General features: G+C 42.5%; 1 protein-coding gene (cut by a window edge). It reads right to left on the bottom strand.

Going from position 1 to position 20765, the window contains the following annotated elements; genetic code table 11:
* Positions 1-20765, bottom strand: partial view of an ESPR-type extended signal peptide-containing protein gene (locus tag FD961_RS03880; protein WP_215394185.1) — the 5' portion only. It extends 10786 nt beyond the left edge of the window; the window shows 20765 of its 31551 coding nt (coding positions 1-20765); the start codon lies at positions 20763-20765; the stop codon falls past the left edge of the window.

Genomic DNA, 20765 nt, shown 5'->3' with positions numbered 1-20765 from the left:
CCTTGGGTTAAGGTGGTAATAGAGCCAGCGTTATAAATACCGTAGACAGTACCCGAAATAGTGCCAGAGTTATTCAGAGTACCAATATTGGCTGAATTTGTAAGCGCAACTCGTCCTGTTATCACTCCATCAACTGTATTGTCTAAAGAGGTAATCGTTCCTGTATTAAATAGACCATAGCCTGATCCTGTACTAGAAACCAATCCGGAGTTAGTAATAGCATCGATCGTGCCGCCGGCGTTATAGATACCGTAAGTTGTGCCTGCAACACTGCCGCTATTGGTCAGCAAACTAATTGAGACGCTATTGACAATCGCGGTATTGCCTCCAGCAATAGAGCCGGCGATCGTATTATTTAGAAGGCCTATTGTGCCGCTGTTATTGATGCCATAGATAGAGCCAGTGATCGAGCCGCTGTTGCTTAGGGTATTGATTAGGCCACTATTGGCAACACCTGTAGCCGATGTAGCGTAGATGGTATTGGTGTTGCTAAGAATGCCAATAGTCGCGGCGGAGGTATTGTAAATACCATAGATAGAGCCAGAAATTGAGCCGCTGTTAATGATCGTATCAATTATTCCAGTAGACAGCCCATTGATAAAGTCATTACGAATACCGGTTGATCCTGAAATGATTCCGTTATTCGTTAGACTGGTAATACTACCGTAATTGAAGAATGCAACGCTATTCGTAGAGGTGATGCTTCCATTATTCAGAGCTGACTGAATAGTTCCTACATTTTCTAAAGCAGAATTGGAGTTACTGGAGATAATACTGTCATTAGTTAAAGATCCAATGGATCCGCCGGCTAGGTTAAATAATCCTACATTCCCACCATAGATACTGCCGCTGTTATAGATTGATCCAATCAGTCCACTACTATTAATAGCAATGCCCGCGCCAGAATAGATCGTATTGCTATTTGTGAGCAGATCAATCGTGCCGCTGTTATTAATAGCAGTTGTAGCACTGGCAATAGTGCCTTGATTGATGATGCCAGTGATACTACCGCTATTGACTAGGGCTCCGATGGAGCTGGAGCTACCACTATTGATAAGACCTGAGATATATCCAAGACTACTATTGTTGATTGAAGCTATTGAGCCAGAATTCAATACGCCACTTGATGCGCCAGTAATAATTCCTGAGTTACTGAGATAGCCAATAGAACCGGAGTTGATCAGACCGGTATTGACTGAAGCAGTTATGAGTCCGCTGTTGTCCAAAGAATCAATCGTGCCACTATTGTTATAGATACCAGCAGAGGCCCCGCTGACTGTACCACCCTGAGTTAAGGACGTAATAGAGCCATCATTCTTGATGCCGTAGGTATTTCCAGCAATCGAACCAGCATTGATCAGATTACCAATAGAACCTGCGTTACCCAAGGCCACACCAGTAGAAGCAGATATCACATTGGCATTATTAAGTAATCCAATCGTAGCGCCACTATGGTTGTATATGACCTCACTGCCACCAGTAATAGTCCCAAAGTTATTGATAGTGTCAATGTTGCCATAACTAAAGAGAGCGTGACCAGTACCTGCGATAGTGCCGTAGTTGTCTAAAGTCCCGATTGAGCTGTAGTTCAGGATTGCTAAACCAGCAGAGAGTAAACCGGTGGTGGTGTTGTTGATTGATCCAATCACACCTTGGTTTTGAATCGCTGTGCCGCCCGCACTAATCGTGCCTGAGTTTGCAATAGTACCGATCGTGCCGCTATTGTTATAGATACCGATAGAAGAACCGTAGATGGAGCCTTGGCTTGATAGAGCATTAATCAGGCCAGTATTAACAATAGCAGTGCCTGCTGTCGCATAGATCGTATTGGTATTAATGAGTTGGTCAATCGTGCCACCAGCGTTCCAGATAGCTCTATTTACTCCACTAAGTGCCCCATCTTGAGTAAGGGTACCAATTAGTCCGCTATTGTAAATAGCCCTGTTAGTACCGGACAATGTGCCAGAGTTGCTTAGGGATCCAATAGTAGAAGTGTTGTTGACTGCTGTCTGTGATGTAATCACTCCACCAATCGTATTATCAAGTGTAGAGATTGTGCCGGTATTAAAGATGCCATAGCTGGCGCCATTGATTAAACCGCTATTGCTTAATTTATCAATACTTGCTGCATTATTAATACCTATACCTGTACCCGAAACCGTACCTGATTGACTTAAGGAGGTAATTGATCCTGAATTTATAATACCAGTGCTATTACCTACGATAGAGCCGGCGATCGTGTTATTTAGAAGGCCTATTGTGCCGCTGTTATTGATGCCATAGATAGAGCCAGTGATCGAGCCGCTGTTGCTTAGGGTATTGATGAGGCCACTATTGGCAACACCTGTAGCCGATGTAGCGTAGATGGTATTGGTGTTAATGAGTTGGTCAATGGTATCTCCATTATTGATGCCTGAAGAGTAACCGTAAATTACGCCTTGGTTGTTGATGGTAGCAATATTGCCCGTATTATCAATACCTACTGATCCAGCAATAACACCCGAACTCGTATTCACCAAATTATCTATGGCAGCCTTATTACGCAATCCTTCAGATACTGTGCCATAGAGAAGCCCTGAATTGTTGAGCAAGCTTAGTGTGCCACCATTAACGTAAATACCGTCCAGTCCGCCAGTGATGGAGCCAGATTGGGACAAGGTTGAGATTGAGCCGGTGCTGTAAATACCGTAAATAGATCCAGAAATAGAGCCGCTATTGGTCATTGAACCTATCAGGCCACTATTATTAAAAGCAATGCCCGCGCCAGAATAGATCGTATTGCTATTTGTGAGCAGATCAATCGTGCCGCTGTTATTGATAGCAGTTGTAGCACTGGCAATAGTGCCTTGATTGATGATGCCAGTGATACTACCGCTATTGACTAGGGCTCCGATGGAGCTGGAGCTACCACTATTGATAAGACCTGAGATATATCCAAGACTACTATTGTTGATTGAAGCTATTGAGCCTGCATTTAATACACCACTTGATGCGCCAGTAATAATTCCTGAGTTACTGAGATAGCCAATAGAACCAGAGTTAATCAAACCGGAATAGACCGAAGCGGAAATGAGTCCGCTGTTATTTAGCGAATCAATCGTACCGCTATTATTGTTATAGATACCAGCAGAGGCCCCGCTGACTGTACCGCCCTGAGTTAAGGAGGTAATCGAGCCATTATTATTGATACCGTAGATAAATCCAGTGATCGAACCAGTATTGATCAGATTATTAATAGTTCCGACGTTGGCAATTGCTGAATCAGCATTGGAGTAGATCGTGTTGCTATTGTTGAGCAATCCAATGGTTGCGGTCAGATTATTTTCAATTGCAACACCATTAGTGGCAAAAATGCTTCCACTGTTGTTAATAGTACCAATTGTCTGTTCGCTATAAACCCCGTTGTAATAACCAGAGATGGTTCCTGAGTTGAGGATGTTATCGATGATGCCGCGATTAATGACGCCATAAGTACCACCAACTAAAGCACCAACAGTATTGTTAATAGCACTAATGCTGCCAGAGGAGTTATAGATGCCAGTATTTCCCGCACTAATCGTGCCTGAGTTTGCAATAGTACCGATCGTGCCGCTATTGTTATAGATACCGATAGAAGAACCGTAGATGGAGCCTTGGCTTGATAGAGCATTAATCAGGCCAGTATTAACAATAGCAGTGCCTGCTGTCGCATAGATCGTATTGGTATTAATGAGTTGGTCAATCGTGCCACTGTTATAGATACCAGCAGATGCTCCGCTTACTATGCCATCTTGAGAAAAACTTGTAAGTGAACCGGTATTTACAAAGCCAAGATTCCCGCCGATGATAGATCCACTATTAACTAAAGAGCCAATATAGCTTCCAGTTAGTGAGCCGGATGGTGCTCCATTAAGCATACCAGTGACGCCACTGCCAATCACTCCGTTATTGGTTAAATTGTTTATTGTTCCTGCATTAACAATGCCAATTTGATTGCCGGCAATACTAGCCGAGACATTATTAACCAAGGAACCAACTGTACCTAATACGTTTGCAACGCCGTAAACCGTACCAAATATAAGACCGCTATTATTAACAGTTTCAATATTACCGATATTTAATAGACCTACAACTGAACCTGAGATTGTTCCAATAGATCCCGAAAGACTATCGTTGATAAGAGAGGTGATGCTTGCGCCACCAGAGGAAAAACTTCCATAAGTAAATGTGCCATTTGAAATTCCTGCGAAACTGCCAGAAATTGTTCCAATGTTATACAAAGATCCCATGGTTCCAATACTTGCAAACATACCTGTTGTATTGGTATTGAGTACGCCTATACTTCCACCAACAATAGAACCCTTGTTTGTTAGAGCATCGATGGTGCCGCTATTACGGAAGCCATAGCTTAATCCCGAGATAACACCAGTAGTGTCATTTAGTAGAGAAGTGATACTTCCTAAATAGTTATCGATACCAACATAGCTAGGGCTATTAATTAACCCTTTGTTGATAATGGTTCCGATGGAGGTGAAATTAACAATACCGGCAGCATATCCACTAATTGTTCCAGTGCTGTCGTTGTAAATGGTTCCAATATTGGCATTGCCCGAGAATAAAAAGTCATTTCCCAAAGCAACATAAGAAGATCCAATACTGCCGCTGTTATAAATAGAATCTATTGCGCCTAAATTCTGAATAGCGAGGTTGCCGGTAATTAAGCCATTATTACTTAAATTTATGATGAGGCCGGCATTTCTAATGGCTGAAGAGACTCCAGAACCAATGGTCCCAGTTGAGGCGTTGTTTAAATTGCTGATTGATCCAGTACTAGAGACTGATACAAAATTGATGGCACCACTATTTAATAAATTAATCCAGCTACCAGAATTTGAGAAAGAGCCAATTGTTCCTGAGCTGGTGTTATTGATCTCATAAGAATCGCCAATAATTGATCCTGCATTACTTAATGTACCAATGAAGCCGCTATTTTTAATTCCAGTGAAGCCGTTAATTGCATTAATCAAGGCACCAGTTGCATTGCTGACAAGCCCAATAGATCCACCCACTGTATTGTTAATGCCGATACGAGAGGTAATGATTGTTCCTTGATTTGAAATAGATCCAATAGATCCACTATTCAGAATAGCCGTACCTACCGCAGACATCACACCAGTCAATGAGTTACTAATAGTTCCAATCGTATTGGTATTCGAGATTGCATATGCATCACCTATGATGGATCCAGCATTAGTAATGCCAGTAATTGTGCCTGTATTGAGAATTCCGCTTCCGTAACTGAAAAGCATTCCTGAACTTGCATTGAGAATCGAATCAATAGTGCCTTGATTCAAAATAACATTATTAGTTGAGAGTGCCCCACCGTTATCGATGGTGCCAAAGTTTATCAATGAAGAAATAGATCCAGTACTACTGATACTGACACCACCATAAATAACACCTACGGGAGTATCTCTATCATTAGTCAAGCTTCCGATATAGCCTGAATTGACAATACCGTAGTTGGGACCAGAAATCGTTCCGTAACTATCTATGACGCCAATAGAGCCACTATTATTGAGGCCAACACTGCCGCCTGTTACTACAGCGTAGTCTTGAAGAGTGATTGAGCCGATGAGGCCGCTATTGTTGATGCCGGTAGAGTCGCCAATAATTGATCCTACGTTTGATGAGCTGCCTGCAGCATTTATAAGAGAATCGATTGTGCCTGTATTTAAAAATGCTGTACTGCCTGAAAGCGTTCCGCCTCCATTATTTGCAAAGGAGGTGATGGATCCAGAATTACTGAAGTTGCTGATAATGCCGCTATTCGATACATTCGAAATGAAGGCACCAGATCCCAAAGTGCCGTTGGATAAGCTGCTGATTGTGCCGGATGCTGAATTATTTACGATGTCGATCGTACCGAAGTTGCTGATGGCAGTGATAGTTCCGCTATTACCTAAATTAGTAATACTTCCACTATTAGTAAGGACCCCAATGCTACTTGTGGTGGCACTGTTAGATAAAGCACTAATTAAGCCAGTTGAGGCATTAGTAATCGAAGAAATAGCGCCATCATTTCCGAGATAGCCAATTCCACCACTATTAATGACATCGCCGATAGTGCCTGTATTACTTAAAGTAGCAATAGTGCTTGTCGCGCCGCTATTGCTTACACTTGATAGGTAGCCGCTATTGGTTAGACTGCCAGAGATAGTGCCCGTATTGATCGCATTGGTATATGCGGATAACGGAAATGAAACTGAGTCTATCGATCCAGAATTTAGATATGTAGCATTTGGGTTGATTGCAATCAAATCCCAAGTAGTATTGTCTGATTCTGCTACCAAATTCCAGGTATAAAAGCTAAAAGTACCGGAGGTACCCGATAAATTACTGGCGGTCAAACCAGAAATTACCGCGTAATAGGTATGAGCGCTCATTGAGCTACTGTTATCAATACCAAAATTAGTGCTACTAGAGCCATAATTACTAAAAGTCACCTTACCAAAATTGCTTGTACTACCAATGATGATGTTGTAGTTGCTTGGTAATGTACCGTTATAGGTCAGATTAGACTGTTTATTGCTTAAGGTGCCGATTACACCGCTATTGTTAATACCGTAAGTGCCGCCAGTAATCGTGCCGGTATTGTTAAGCAACCCAATGACACCAGAATTGTTATTGACACCATATTGAGAGCCACCAATCGATCCGGTATTAATGATGCTATCGATTGTGCCAATAGCGCTAGACCACAAACCGTTGTATAGACCAGTTCGACCTGAGATAACCCCACTATTGACAAGAGAACTAACAGTCCCACTGTTGTAGAAACCAGCAGTTACTCCTGAAATGGTCCCGCTATTGACTAACGAAGTTATTACACCTCCGTTATAAAACGCATCGCTGATACCGCCTGAAATAGTGCCGGTATTAAGTGCCGAAATAATAGTGCCGAGGTTGACTATGCCAGAAACTGCGCCGGCAATATTGCCTTGATTCACCAAAGATTCTATTGTGCCATCAGCATTATTTTGAATACCCACTCCGCCAAAGTAGCTAGGCCCAGATTGAGTACCAATAGCACCAATTGATCCCAGATTAGTAAGGGTTCCGATCAGGCCATTATTTAGTATTGCAATACCATTTGTTGCAAATACTGTATTGTTATTTACAAGGTTATCTATGGTACCTATGTCAACTCCGGAGCCAAAAGAAATAGTATTGCTAATAGCAGCCGTCGACCCAATAATTGAGCCGCTGTTGGTTAAGTTCGCGATCCACCCAGAATTACCAATTGCAGTAGCACCTGTAATGGATCCAGAGTTACCTAAAGAACCCATGAGGAGTCCGTTATAAATACCGACTATTGAACCACTTACTACACTGTTCTGATTTAGATAAGCAATAAGGCCATCATTACGAATACCAACTAAAGAATTGATAATGGAGCCATTGTTAGTTAAGGTTCCAATAATTCCAGAGTTGAAAATTCCAAATGTGGATCCTGAGATGGTGCCACTATTAGTAAAGGTATCAATTGCCCCGCCCACGGTGTTGCCGACAAAATTAATGAGGCCACTATTGACTACGTTAGTAAGAGTTCCACTATTAGATAGGAGCCCAATAGTTCCTGAACTAGCATTATTGATATCGTAAGAACCACCAGTAATAGAGCCGCTATTCGCTAGAGTCCCAATCACTCCATTATTAAAAATACCAGTGTAATTTCCAGAAATAGATCCACTATTAGTTAGGGTACCAATAACCCCGCTATTAAAAATACCGGTAATATTTCCAGAAATAGATCCACTATTCGTTAAAGTGCCCAGTACCCAAGTATTTGCAACACCATAGTCACCATAAATGGTATTCGTATTGATGAGTAGATCAATTGTTCCGCTATTAAGAATAGCGGTTGAGTTCGCCATCACACTACCATTTTGTAATATCGTAGCGATAGAACCAGTGTTATAAATTCCGTAACTACCGGATGGTCCACCCTGAATTCCGATAATCCCTTCATTATCAATTGCCCCAAGGTATGCACTATTTGCATTACTGATACCAATAAAATTGGATGTGATTCGACCTAAGTTTGTAATAACGGAAATAGAGCTAGAGACGCCGTCATTATGAATTCCGGTACTAGTAGCGATAATTTTTCCATCATTTGTCAGGCTGCCAATGTAGTTAGAGTTGGCAATAGCAGTAGCGCCTGTAATCTGTGCGCCATTGATGGAAATACTAGAAATAGTTCCTGAGTTATTAATTCCCTTTCCGGCGCTCGAGACCATACCTGAGGCAATGATGGTGTCTATAGTGCCCATATTATTGATCGCATCATTAGATGATCCGACACTGCCAATATAGTTAGTGCTTGTTAAATTGGTAATTGAGCCTGAACTACTATTAGCGATAGAGTTAATCGAGCCACTATTGTTAAGGCTATAAATGCCACCACTATTGGTTACAGTTCCAATACTGCCCGTATTGCTTAAAGTAGCAATAGTGCTTGTCGCGCCGCTATTGCTTACACTTGATAGGTAGCCGCTATTGGTTAGACTGCCAGAGATAGTGCCTGTATTGATCGCATTGGTATATGCAGATAACGGAAATGAAACTGAGTCTATCGATCCAGAATTTAGATAGGTCGTAGTTGAGTTGTATGCAGCCAAATCCCAAATGCTTGAATTTCCGACCTCTGCTTTCAATAACCAAGCGTAGTCATAACCACCGTAGTTAAATACGCCGCTAGGAGTTGTGCCGCTAGTGAAATTCGCCGAACTCAGACCAGTGATCACACCAACATAGGTGTGAGTGGCCAGCACACTAGAACTATCAATACCAAAAGTGGTCGTACCACTTGAAGTACTAAAAGTCACCTTACCAAAATTGCTTGTACTACCAATGATGATGTTGTAGTTGCTTGGTAATGTACCGTTATAGGTCAGATTAGACTGTTTATTGCTTAAGGTGCCGATTACACCGCTATTGTTAATACCGTAAGTGCCGCCAGTAATCGTGCCGGTATTGGAGATAGTATTAATAGTCCCATAGCCTGAAATACCAGTATTAGAGCCGTTGATTTTACCTGAGCTCTGGTTATCAATAGTATCGATAAAGCCAAGGTTTTGTAGACCCCAACCACCGGTAACGAGTCCATTATTCACGAACGACGTGATCGTCGAAACCACCCCGCTATATTTGTCATTGTTCCAGACGCCAGCTTTGCCACTACTATTGCCTGAGATCGTGCCATCATTAATGAGATTGGTCAGGTTACCAGTATTGTAGACACCATGCCATTGGCTACCCATAATCGTGCCGCTATTGGTGAGGGTATTAATCTGTCCGTAGTTTGATACTCCAGTAGCACCAGTCGATGAGCCAATGAGACCACCTAGATTATTAATCGTTCCAATGAACGCCCCACTATTGTTATAGAGTGCAGAAGCAGTGTTACTACCAGCAAGACTACCGGCATTGACAAATGAGATGATGCTGCCATTATTAAAGATAGCAACATTAGAGCCAGTAATTGATCCGCTATTGACGAATGAGCTTATTAAACCGCTATTGTTATAAATACCATCTGAAGCATAAATAGTATTCGTGTTATTCAATAGACCAATCGTACCGTTGTAGTTATAAATACCAGCAGATCCTAACGCCCCAATGGTGCCTGAGTTGCTTAACGTGGCAATTGATCCGGTATTACTAATACCATAGGTAGCACCAGAGATGACATTAGCATTAGTGAGTGCATTGATAGTTCCACTACTATTATCAATACCAATCGATCCGCCACTGATAGTACCGTCGTTCTGTAAAGAGCCAATGATTCCGCCGGCATTAAACAAACCCACAGTACCACCGTTAATTAAGCCGCTATTCTGGAGTGCACTAATTGTGCCGAAGTAATTAATGACACCAAAGGAGCTGGCGACAATGGTTCCTGTGTTGTTATTCCACAGCGAACCCATTACACCTAAATTATCAAGACCAGTAATCGATCCAGAAATAAGGCCGCTATTACTGACTGTAGCAATATAGTCGGTGTTGGCCACGCCAACAATTGCTCCAGTAATAGTACCTATCGACCCTGAAATACTATCATTTACTAGCGAGATAATAGTTGCATTAGAGCCAATGCTGCCGAAAGTATTGCCATTAATTAAACCTCCAAGGCCACCGCTAATTAGTCCGGTGTTGTATACCGATCCGATAGTCCCCCCAAAAGACCCAAGGGTAGCTTCATTGAACAAGCCAATAGAGCCGCCAATAATAGACCCGCTGTTGGAAAGTGCATTTATAACGCCAAGATTGTGAAGTCCGTAGCTACCGCCTGAAATTACACCAGTCGAATTATTTAAAATGGAGGCGATGCTTCCAAAGTAGTTCTCTAAACCGACATAGGTAGAGCTAGTAATAAGTCCGCTATTACGAATGTTATCAATAGTGGCAAAGTTGACGATGCCGCCCTCTCCACTAAATGTACCGGTAGTGTCATTAAAAATAGTACCAATATTTGAGCCATCATTGGCTAAATAGGTTCCATTACCCAGTCCAATATAAGTAGATCCAATGCTGCCACCGTTATAAATATAGCCAATCGAGCCACCGCCAGAATTATTAATTGCAATATTTCCAGTAATTAAACTGTTGTTGCTTACTGTGCCGATAGAGCCGTAGTTGGACAAGCCAGCTAAGGTACCTGTAATTGACCCTGAATTGCTTAAGTTTGTGATGAGGCCAAAATTTTGAATACCCGAAGAAGCTGAAGAGGTAATAGTGGCGGTGGAGGCATTAATTAGGTTACTAATTGTTCCGCTAATATTATTTTTAATACCGATACTACCGCTCGTCAGCTGGCCTTGGTTATTGATTGTGTCAATAGAACCCGCGTTATAGATATCAGCAGTTGTTCCATTGACATATTGATTGATATTATTCGTTAACGTTCCAATAGATCCAGTATTTCCGTTTGCAATGCCTTGATTGCCACCAGAAATTGAGCCTGAATTACTTAGGGTATCTATAACACTGGCATTAAAAATACCGCTGCCAGAAGTTGCGTATATTGTGCTCGTATTATTTAAAACATTAATGCTGTTGTAGTTCAAGATACCAGCACCGTTAGCAGAAATTGTTCCTGCATTGCTGAGGGAAGAAATTACACCATCATTTCTGATGCCGCTATTTTTATTGCTTCCCGTTGAATTAGCTTTAATTAAATTTGAGTTAGTCAGACTATCAATCGTACCGCCACCAACGTTATAAACACCGGCCGATGCCCCGCTCACTGTACCGCCCTGAGTGAGGGTGGTAATCGAACCACTATTCTCAATGCCATAGGCAGAACCTGTAATGGTTCCAGTACTTGCGTTGAGTAAATTATTGATAGTGCCACTTGCATTATTGACGCCAACACTGGCCCCACTAATGGTGCCTGCATTACTCAGGAAATTGATAGTTCCTGCATTAACAATATTGCTTGTACTCGCAGAAATAACTTGATTAGCATTATTAGCAATTGTTGCGATCGAACCGCTGCTGTAGTTATAAATACCAGCAGAAAACCCTGATATAGATCCTGAGTTGCTAATGGTTTTAATAAGGCCACTATTACTGATAGCAGTGCCATAGCTTGAATAAATTGTATTGGTATTGCTAAGTAAGCCTATCGTGCCGCTATTGTTAATTCCAATATTTGAGCCACCAATGGTGCCATCCTGCGCCAAGGTAGCGATTGAGCCGGCGTTACTTATTTGATAGGCAGCACCCGTCATAGTACCAGTGCTGGTGTTGATGAGATTACCAATCGATCCACCGCTAGCGTTATAGATACCGTTGAAAGATCCCGAGATAGATCCCGCATTAGCAATGGTATTGATCAATCCTGAGTTCACCAGCGCGATAGTTGCTGCAGAATTGATGACGCCAGTGGAACTATTGTTTAGATCGCTAATAGTTCCAGCGTTGTTGATTGAGTTGATAACGCCTAAGTTTGTCAAGGTGTTGATGCTGCCAGCGTTTGTCAAAATGCCAAGCAAACTAGCGATGCCTGAGTTATTAACATTTTTAATGAAACCACCAGAGCTATTTATTAAGGTACCAATAGTTCCGCTGTTGTTCAGGCCCGAACCAAAAGCAGTAATGGTTCCTGAATTGCTAATCGTATTAATTAAATTTTGATTAAATAGACCTACTGCACTATTGCCGGAAATATTATTGCTATTGTTAAGTGAGCCGATCGTACCGGAGTTAACAATGCCAAAGAAGTTGCCATAGATTGAGCCTGTATTAACCAGGGTTCCTATCTGTCCTGCATTATTAACACCCGCAGATACACTTGCAGTGATCGTACCGCTATTACTAAATAAATCAATCGTGCCGCCAGAGTTATTTATACCAGCTGCTACTCCGCTCACCTTGCCGCCTTGGGTCAAGGCAGTAATCGAGCCAGTGCTGTAGATACCTGTGGAGGCACCAGTAATGGAGCCGCTATTGCTGAGGGCTGAAATCAAGCCGGTGTTATTAATGCCGTAAGTTACGCCAGAGATAGAGCCGCTATTCACTAAATTGGTGATGGTGCCAGCATTAGCAATTGCTGGAGAACTATTAGAGAAAATTGTGTTGCTATTGTTTAATAGACCAATGGTTGCGCCGGTATTGTTCTCAATTGCTACGCCATTGCTTGCTGAGATGGCGCCACCGTTATTAATGGTGCCGATGGTTTGTTCACTATAGATACCATTGTAGTAACCAGCAATGGTGGCAGCATTGAGAATATTATCGATGGTGCCACGATTGATCACACCGTAGGTGCCAGTAATCAGGCCACCAACGGTGTTATTGATGTAGCTAATACTGCCAGACGAGTTATAGATGGCGGTAGTGCCTGAGCTAATGGTTCCTGAGTTATTAATCTGACCAATAGCCCCACTACTATTGTTGATGCCTATCGTGTAGCCATAAATTGAGCCGGAGTTAGCTAAGGTATTAATTAGACCTGAGTTCAGGACACCAACTGCAACACTTGAAGAGATCGTGTTGCTATTATCGAGGAGCGAAATTGTACCGCCAGCGTTATTAATAGCCTGTTGACCGGATATGGTGCCACTGTTAGTGACCGTATTAATATTTGCAGTATTACGAAGGCCCGTCCCAAATCCATTAATCAAGCCACTATTACTTAAGGTATTAATTACTCCGGTATTACCAATAGCAAACGCATCGGTCGCAATAATCTGATTAGAGTTAGAAAGCAAGCCGATCGTGCCACTATTAACTGCGCCGAAGAAGAGCCCGCTGATTGTGCCGCTATTACTTAAAGTGTTGATCAGACCGCTGTTAACAAGGCCAGTCAAAGCACCTGTAACTATATTCCCCTGGGATAAGGTGCTAATCGTGCCAGTGTTGTTAATTGCTATAGGTGAGCCAGTGATAGAGCCCGCGTTAGACAAATTGCTGATCAGGCCGGCATTCTGAATCGCAGATGACACTGCTGAACTAATGGTTCCACTTGAAGCATTGATGAGGTTACTGATCGTGGCGCCGCTGATATTGTTAATAGCAACAGTTCCAGCAGTAAGTTTTCCGAGGTTGTTGACAGTACCGATCTTGCCTGCGTTATAGATATCGGCTGTCGTACCGGCGATAACGCCAATACTGTTATTGGTCAGGGTTGCAATTGAGCCAGCACTTGCGTTATTAATTCCATAGCTGTTACCAACGATAGAACCGCTATTGGCGAGATTGGTGATCAGCCCTGAGTTCTTTATTGCTGAAGATACTGAAGAACTGATCGTTCCGGAGCTGGCATTAATCAGATTGCTAATAGTGGCAGCACTACTATTAATAATTGCCGTGGAAGTGCTACTGAGCACACCTGAGTTATTAAGAGTCCCAATCTTGCCATCGTTATACACATCATTTAGTGCGCCGCTGATCATACCTATACTGCTATTGGTGATTGTCGCAATGGATCCTGATGTTGAATTGTAGATTCCAGCTAAAGCTCCTGTTATAGAGCCACTATTAGTGAGATTGGTGATCAGCCCTGCATTTTTGATGGCAGATGTCATTGCCGAGCTAATCGTTCCAGAATTCGTATTTACTAGATTAGTAATAGTGCCGCCGCTGATATTGTTCAGGGCAGCACTGCCGCCAGCAGCAATCTGACCAGCATTGTTGATAGCGTCAATCTTGCCTGCGTTACGAATAATTTCTAGACCAGCAGAGATCACCTGATTGGCGCTATTGCTTAAGGTAGAAATTGAGCCTGTACTAGTGTTATTGATACCGTAAGTATTTCCAACGATGGAGCCGCTGTTACTAAGATTGGAAATGAGGCCTGCATTCTTGATAGCAGTTGCAGAGGTAGACCTAATTGAGCCCGCACTTGCATTTATCACATTGCTAATGATGCCGCTGCTGGCATTGTTGATCGCTATTGATCCACCAGTAATTGAACCTAAGTTATTTACTGTTCCAATGGATCCAGCGTTATACAGATTTGTATTACTGCCACCAATTACTTGATTGGCGCTGTTGGTTAATGTTGCGATTGAACCGGCGCTTGCATTATAGATACCATAGCCGCTACCACCAATAGAGCCTGAATTAGTCAGAGTATTGATCAGACCGGAATTGCTGAGGCCTGTTCCAGCCGTAGCGTAAATCGTATTGCTGTTACTTAATAGGCCAATCGTACCCGCATTGTTATAAATACCAGCTGAGGCGCCAGTGACGGTGCCGCCTTGGGTTAAGGTCGTAATGGAGCCTGTGTTGTCAATACCGTAGGTACTACCACTAATAGAGCCAGAGTTAGACAAAGTATTAATGCGGCCAGTATTACTGATACCAGAACCTGCGGAGGCAAAAATCGTATTGGTATTACTCAACAATCCGATAGTGCCGCCATTGTTATAGATGCCTGCTGCTGCTCCGCTAATGGTTCCACCTTGCGTTAAGGTGGTAATGGAGCCAGTATTTTTGATGCCATTAGCAGTTCCAGAAATAGTGCTTCCGCTACTATCAATGAGATTGTTAATCAGTCCAGAGTTGTTAATGCCGATAGTAGAGCCAGCAATAGTGCCTGCATTGGTGATGGTATTAATGGTGCCGCTATTATTAGTTGCGACAATACTGCCAGCATTACTCACCGTATTGATTAACGCGCTAGTTCCACTGTTGTTGAGATTGACGATGAGTCCACCAGCATTATTGGTCAATGTGCTAATAGTTTTAGTATTGATGAGGTTGGTAATCGTTCCAGAATTCGCATCAGCTGTAATAGAGCCGGCATTGCTTAGAGTGCCTATCGAGCCCGTTGTAGCGCTATTAGAAAGACTGCTAATCAAACCAGTCAAGGTATTGGTAATCGTTTTAATAACACCTGTATTGTTGAGACTTGTGACAGTACCTAAATTACCTATTGTTGAAATAGTGCCGCTGTTGATAGCAGATGTAATTTTTCCAGCTGAGCTGGCATCGAATAAAGATGAAATTGAGCCAGAGTTATTGATTGAGCCAACAATAGAGCTATTTGATAGTATCGCGATAGATCCCGCGTTGATCACATTGGATAAAGTGCCAGAGATGCTAAGGTTGGCAATCGTACCTGTAGAAAGATCATTAATTGTTCCAAGGTAGCCGCCACTCAAAATGGTGATGGATCCAATATTCGCGGTATTACTAATGCTAGTAATAGTCCCTGAATCCGTAATTCTGGCAATCGTAGCAATAGTTCCGGTGTTATCTAAGCTCGTAATAACACCAGAAATACTGTTATTGATCGTACTAATAGTTTTACTATTTGCGAGGGATGCAATCGAACTGTTATTGGTCACTCTGAGGATCGAGCCAGTATTACTTAAGCTACCAATCGATGCTCCACTGACGTTATATAAACCGTAGCTGCCACCCAAAATAGTGCCTGAGTTGCTTAAGGTATTAATCACGCCAAAGTTGTCAACCGCATATCCACTGCTGGATATCGAACCCGAGTTCGTGAAGGTATTGATTACACCCGTGTTCTTAATCGCACTTCCAGCAGTAGCGTAAATGGTATTGGTGTTATTGAGTGCGCCAATTGTGCCCCCATTGTTATAGAGACCTGCATTTGCACCATTTAAAGTGCCACCCTGCGTCAGCGTTGCGATTGAACCGGTATTGCTAATACCAGCGGTTGGTCCGTAAATAATTCCATTATTCGTAACCGTATTCATCAGACCGCTATTCTTAATAGCGGTGTTAGAACTGGCGTTGATAGTTCCCGTATTAGATAGCGCTCCAATGGTGCTGGTATTTTTAATGACAGTAGTCACGCTGGAGATCACGCCACTATTACTCAAGCTCACAATAGACTTGGTATTACTAATCGCCGGGGTCCCCGTGACACCTGAAATGTATCCAGCATTACTTAAAGTGCTAATCGTGCCAGCATTGCTAATAGCACTAGCATTACCAAAGATCGTTCCACTATTAATGAGGTTGCCGATAGAGCCTGCATTACTGATCGTTGTGATGCTACCGGTATTAGAGACTGTAGCAATATTGCCGATTGTGCTGCTATTAAATAATCCTGAGATCAATCCAGTGGATGTGTTGACAATCGTGCCAACAATACTGGTATTGATAAAACTATCAATCGTACCGCTATTACTTGCGCTTGCAATCGTTCCTGAGTTGCTTAAGGTGCTAATGGAACCAATGCTGGTGTTATTAATTCCGTAATTGGCGCCAGTAATGGTGCCAGAGTTGGTAAAGGTACTTATTAATCCTGAGTTGATGACCCCACTGCCCCCGGATGAATAAATTGTTTTGGTATTGGTGAGCGTATCGATGGTGCCAGCATTGTTGTAGATACCACCGAGAGTTCCATTAATTGCGCCAGTATTGCTAATCGTTGTGATTGAACTGGTATTTTCGATGCCATAGTTAGAGCCTGTGATTGACCCAGTATTGCTTAAAGTACTGATGAGGCTACTATTTAAAATCCCCGTTCCTGCGGTGGCATAGATAGTATTGGTGTTAGTGAGTGTATCGATCGTGCCTGAATTGTTATAGATTCCAGCAGAGGCGCCACTCACTGCCCCACCCTGTGTCAATACTGTTATCGAGCCCACGTTCTCAATACCGTAGATAGAGCCTGCTATCTTGCCAGAGCTGCTGAGCAGATTGCTGATCGTTCCGGCATTGTAAATTCCGGTTGCTGCACCGGAAATAGTTCCCGTGTTGGCAATGCTACTAATAGCGCCAGCATTATTTAAGGTACTGATACTGCCGCTACTACTTAAAGTGTTGAGAATATTACTGTTACTAATCGTTAGCAACTTGCCACTATTGGTAATGTTTGAAATAAAACCAGGATTGGTAATGGTGTTAATTAAGCCAATGTTATTCAGGCCTACTATGGTAGATACCGTACCTACCGTACCATTGGTCAAGTTGGTAATGGTTGCTGAACTTGCATTGCCAATAGACGTAATTAAGTTGCCGTTATACAGCCCATTAATCACTCCTGCATTATTAGCGATGGTTTTAATCGTACCGGAATAGTTATTGAGACCGTAAGTAGAAGCAGTAATCCTACCGGTATTAATGACAGTATCTATCTTGCTGGCGTTCAGAATTCCGGTGGAAGCTGAACTGGTGATGGTGCCCGAGTTGTTGATTGAACCAATCGAGCCAGTATTCAGAATCGCATACAGAGATGTAGCGGCGATCGTTCCAGAGTTATTAATACCATTGATGGCGCCATTGCTAGTAACGGTATCTTTAACGTTATTGATACCGTAGGAGTTTCCATACACACTACCAGTATTCGTCAGATAAGTAATAGATCCGGTATTGCGAATACCTGTAGTTGCACTCACAACGGTACTGGTATTGGCTAGTGTTCCACTTACCGTGCCCTGGTTCAGAATTCCCCCAGAGTAGCTAGAGTTGGTAAAGTTAATGGTATTGCCGACGATCGTTGAAGATGGCAAAGAAACAATCAAATCCCAAACGGTCAGGTTATTGGTTTCTGGGCTCAGCTGCCAACTATAGATTCCGCCTGAAATAGTTCCAGTGACATTGTTCAGGTAACTGATGTTTGAAAAGCCACTGAGCACTGCAGCATAGGTGTATCCAGTCGAGCCATAGCCGCTATACGAGCTAGATGAAATACCAAAAGTTAAGGCGCCAGATACATTGCTTAAAGCCAATTTACCGAAGCTGCCCGTACTGTTCAGAATGATGTTGTAGTTGAGCGGTAACTTTCCGGAGTAGGTCAAATTAGATTGGGCATTGGTGAGGGTCTTAATGACGCCACTATTGTTAATGCCGTAATTACCACCGGATATCACGCCGGTATTGGTAATGGTATTAATGGTTCCGGTATTAATGACGCCTGTATTGGTACCAGCAATAGTTCCCGCATTTATCAAAGCGGTAATGCTAGCGACAGTACCTAGGTTGGACATACCTGAAATCAGCCCGGAGTTATAAATACCCCCGCCGGAGATAACGCCACTATTTGCAAAGGTCCCTATCGTACCGCCGGTACCATTATTAATCGCATACACAGAACCATAGATAGTTCCGGTATTGATTAAATCAGAAATTACTGCAACGGTATCGGCAATGGTATTGTATGAAACAACGGTAGTGATACTTTTTAAATTACCAGCATTGCCAACGTGACCAACATCGTAAACAGTACCATATACTGTATTGATAGTTCCAACCCATAACTGATTGTTGTAGTTCTGAATTCCGTACCCATTAGCACTAGACAAGATACCAGCATTGGTAAGAGTCCCAATAGTTCCAACGAAGTTATTAATTACGTTTGATTGAGAGGCAGTAACTGTGTTACTTAGACCAATGGTACCTGTAGGAGCGTTATAAATCGAGGAAATAATTCCAGAGTTGGTAATCGAATGAATGGTGGTTGAAACGGTCGCATTATTCAGAGTCTGCGTGCTCTGACCAGCAAATCCACTCCAGTAGTTAACAATCCCATTCTGAACACCTGAATATGTAAGAGCGTATGCAGAAATAATTCCGGAGTTTATTAAGTTAGCAATAGTTCCGCTATTGGCAATACCAGTGTTGAGAAAGCTTTTGATACTAGCATTACCGCTTCCACCGGAAATGTTTGTAAAACTCCCCTGGGCCATTAAGCCACTATTGTTGATAGTATTGATATACCCAGAGTTTGTTATTGCAACACCGCCGATTTTTCCAGCGCGGCCAGTATTGCCAGCCGTCAGAATTCCCATGTTGGCCAGATTGTTAATAGTGCCACTATTTGAAACACCATAGGACTGGGCAGACATGGTACCGCCGATTGAATTTAGGATGTATCCAATTGAACCAGTATTTTGGAGTGCAACGTGCACTCCGCCCTTAGTGGTGTAAAAAGCTTGACCATAAACTCTACCGGTATTGACAATTGAATTGATGGTACCGCTATTGAAGATATCACTGGTGCTTCCGTAGTAATTTCCATTTAGCAATACACCAGCATTAGTCAATGTATCGATAAAACCCGTTGAATAGATTGGTGAATATTGCGCTATTACAGTACCAGCATTATTCAAGGTAGAAATACTTCCAGTATTCGCCACCCCTTTGCTACCAAAATAGTAATTTCCACTATTTGCAATAGTGCCAATGATTGAGTTATTTGTTAAAACAGAAATTCTTCCAGAGTTATAGATTCCGGTGTTTGAGCTATTTGTAACAGCAATGGATCCGCTGTTAGTCAATCCAATAATTAATCCAGAGTTATTGATACCGCCAATGTAAGTGCTGGAGTTTCCACCCTGCAGATAGCCCGAATTCAATACATTATTAATGGTTCCTAAATTTCGTATACCAACCCGACCAATCATAGATCCCGTGTTAGTTAGCGTATTAATTAACCCACTATTAAATATCGCCGCTGAACTCGATCCACTAGCATTGATCGAGCTTGAGTTTAAAAAATAGTTAATTGTTCCAATATTGTCAATGACAGGGGCATTTGTGCCGCTAATGGATCCCGTATTACTAAATGTACCAATCGAACCAGAGTTGTAAATCGCATAAGCGCCATAACTAGGGCCAATAATGCTATTCGAGTTTAAAAGGTAGTCTATTACGCCAGCGTTACTAATACCATTCGCACTGGAAACGGAGATCATGCCAGCGTTACTCAGAGTACCAATTGATCCGATGCTACTATTAAGTATTGCTGTGGCACCAACTGAAGTGATCGTGCCAGTATTCGTAATCGTGTTAATCAAACCAGTATTGAAGATTGCATCCGCCCCTGCAGCAGTTGCGCTAATGCTATTTGAGTTGCCTAGGGTATAAATTGTTCCAGCATTTCGGATTCCGTATTTACTCGAGAGCACCGTGCCGGTATTGGATAGCAGTCCAGTAATGAGACCTGTGCTGGTGTTGTAGATGCCGGTTGCTGCTGTAATCGTGGCGCTATTGGTATATGAGGCGATTGTCGATGAATTGGTATATCCAACAGCACCAAATGCTGGATACATTGCACCATAAAGCCCGACACCTAAACCAACCACCTGAACTACTTTTGCATAATCTGGCTGCTTGAAATCAAAGGGGGGTGCTCTGGGTTGATCTGGAAACACCGCAATCAAATTAAATGATGGCTGGTGTCCTACCTTGGAGGATTTACCACCATCTTTTGTATGGCCGACCGCAATCTCCGAAACTGCAACGATGCATTTTCGAGACTTACTCCAGATGAGCTTATGAATACGATTCAT

This window comes from Polynucleobacter sp. TSB-Sco08W16 (assembly GCF_018687455.1).
Classification (GTDB): Bacteria; Pseudomonadota; Gammaproteobacteria; order Burkholderiales; family Burkholderiaceae; genus Polynucleobacter.
Note: the sequence above shows the minus strand (reverse complement) of the source record. Positions and strands in the feature narration are given on the sequence as shown.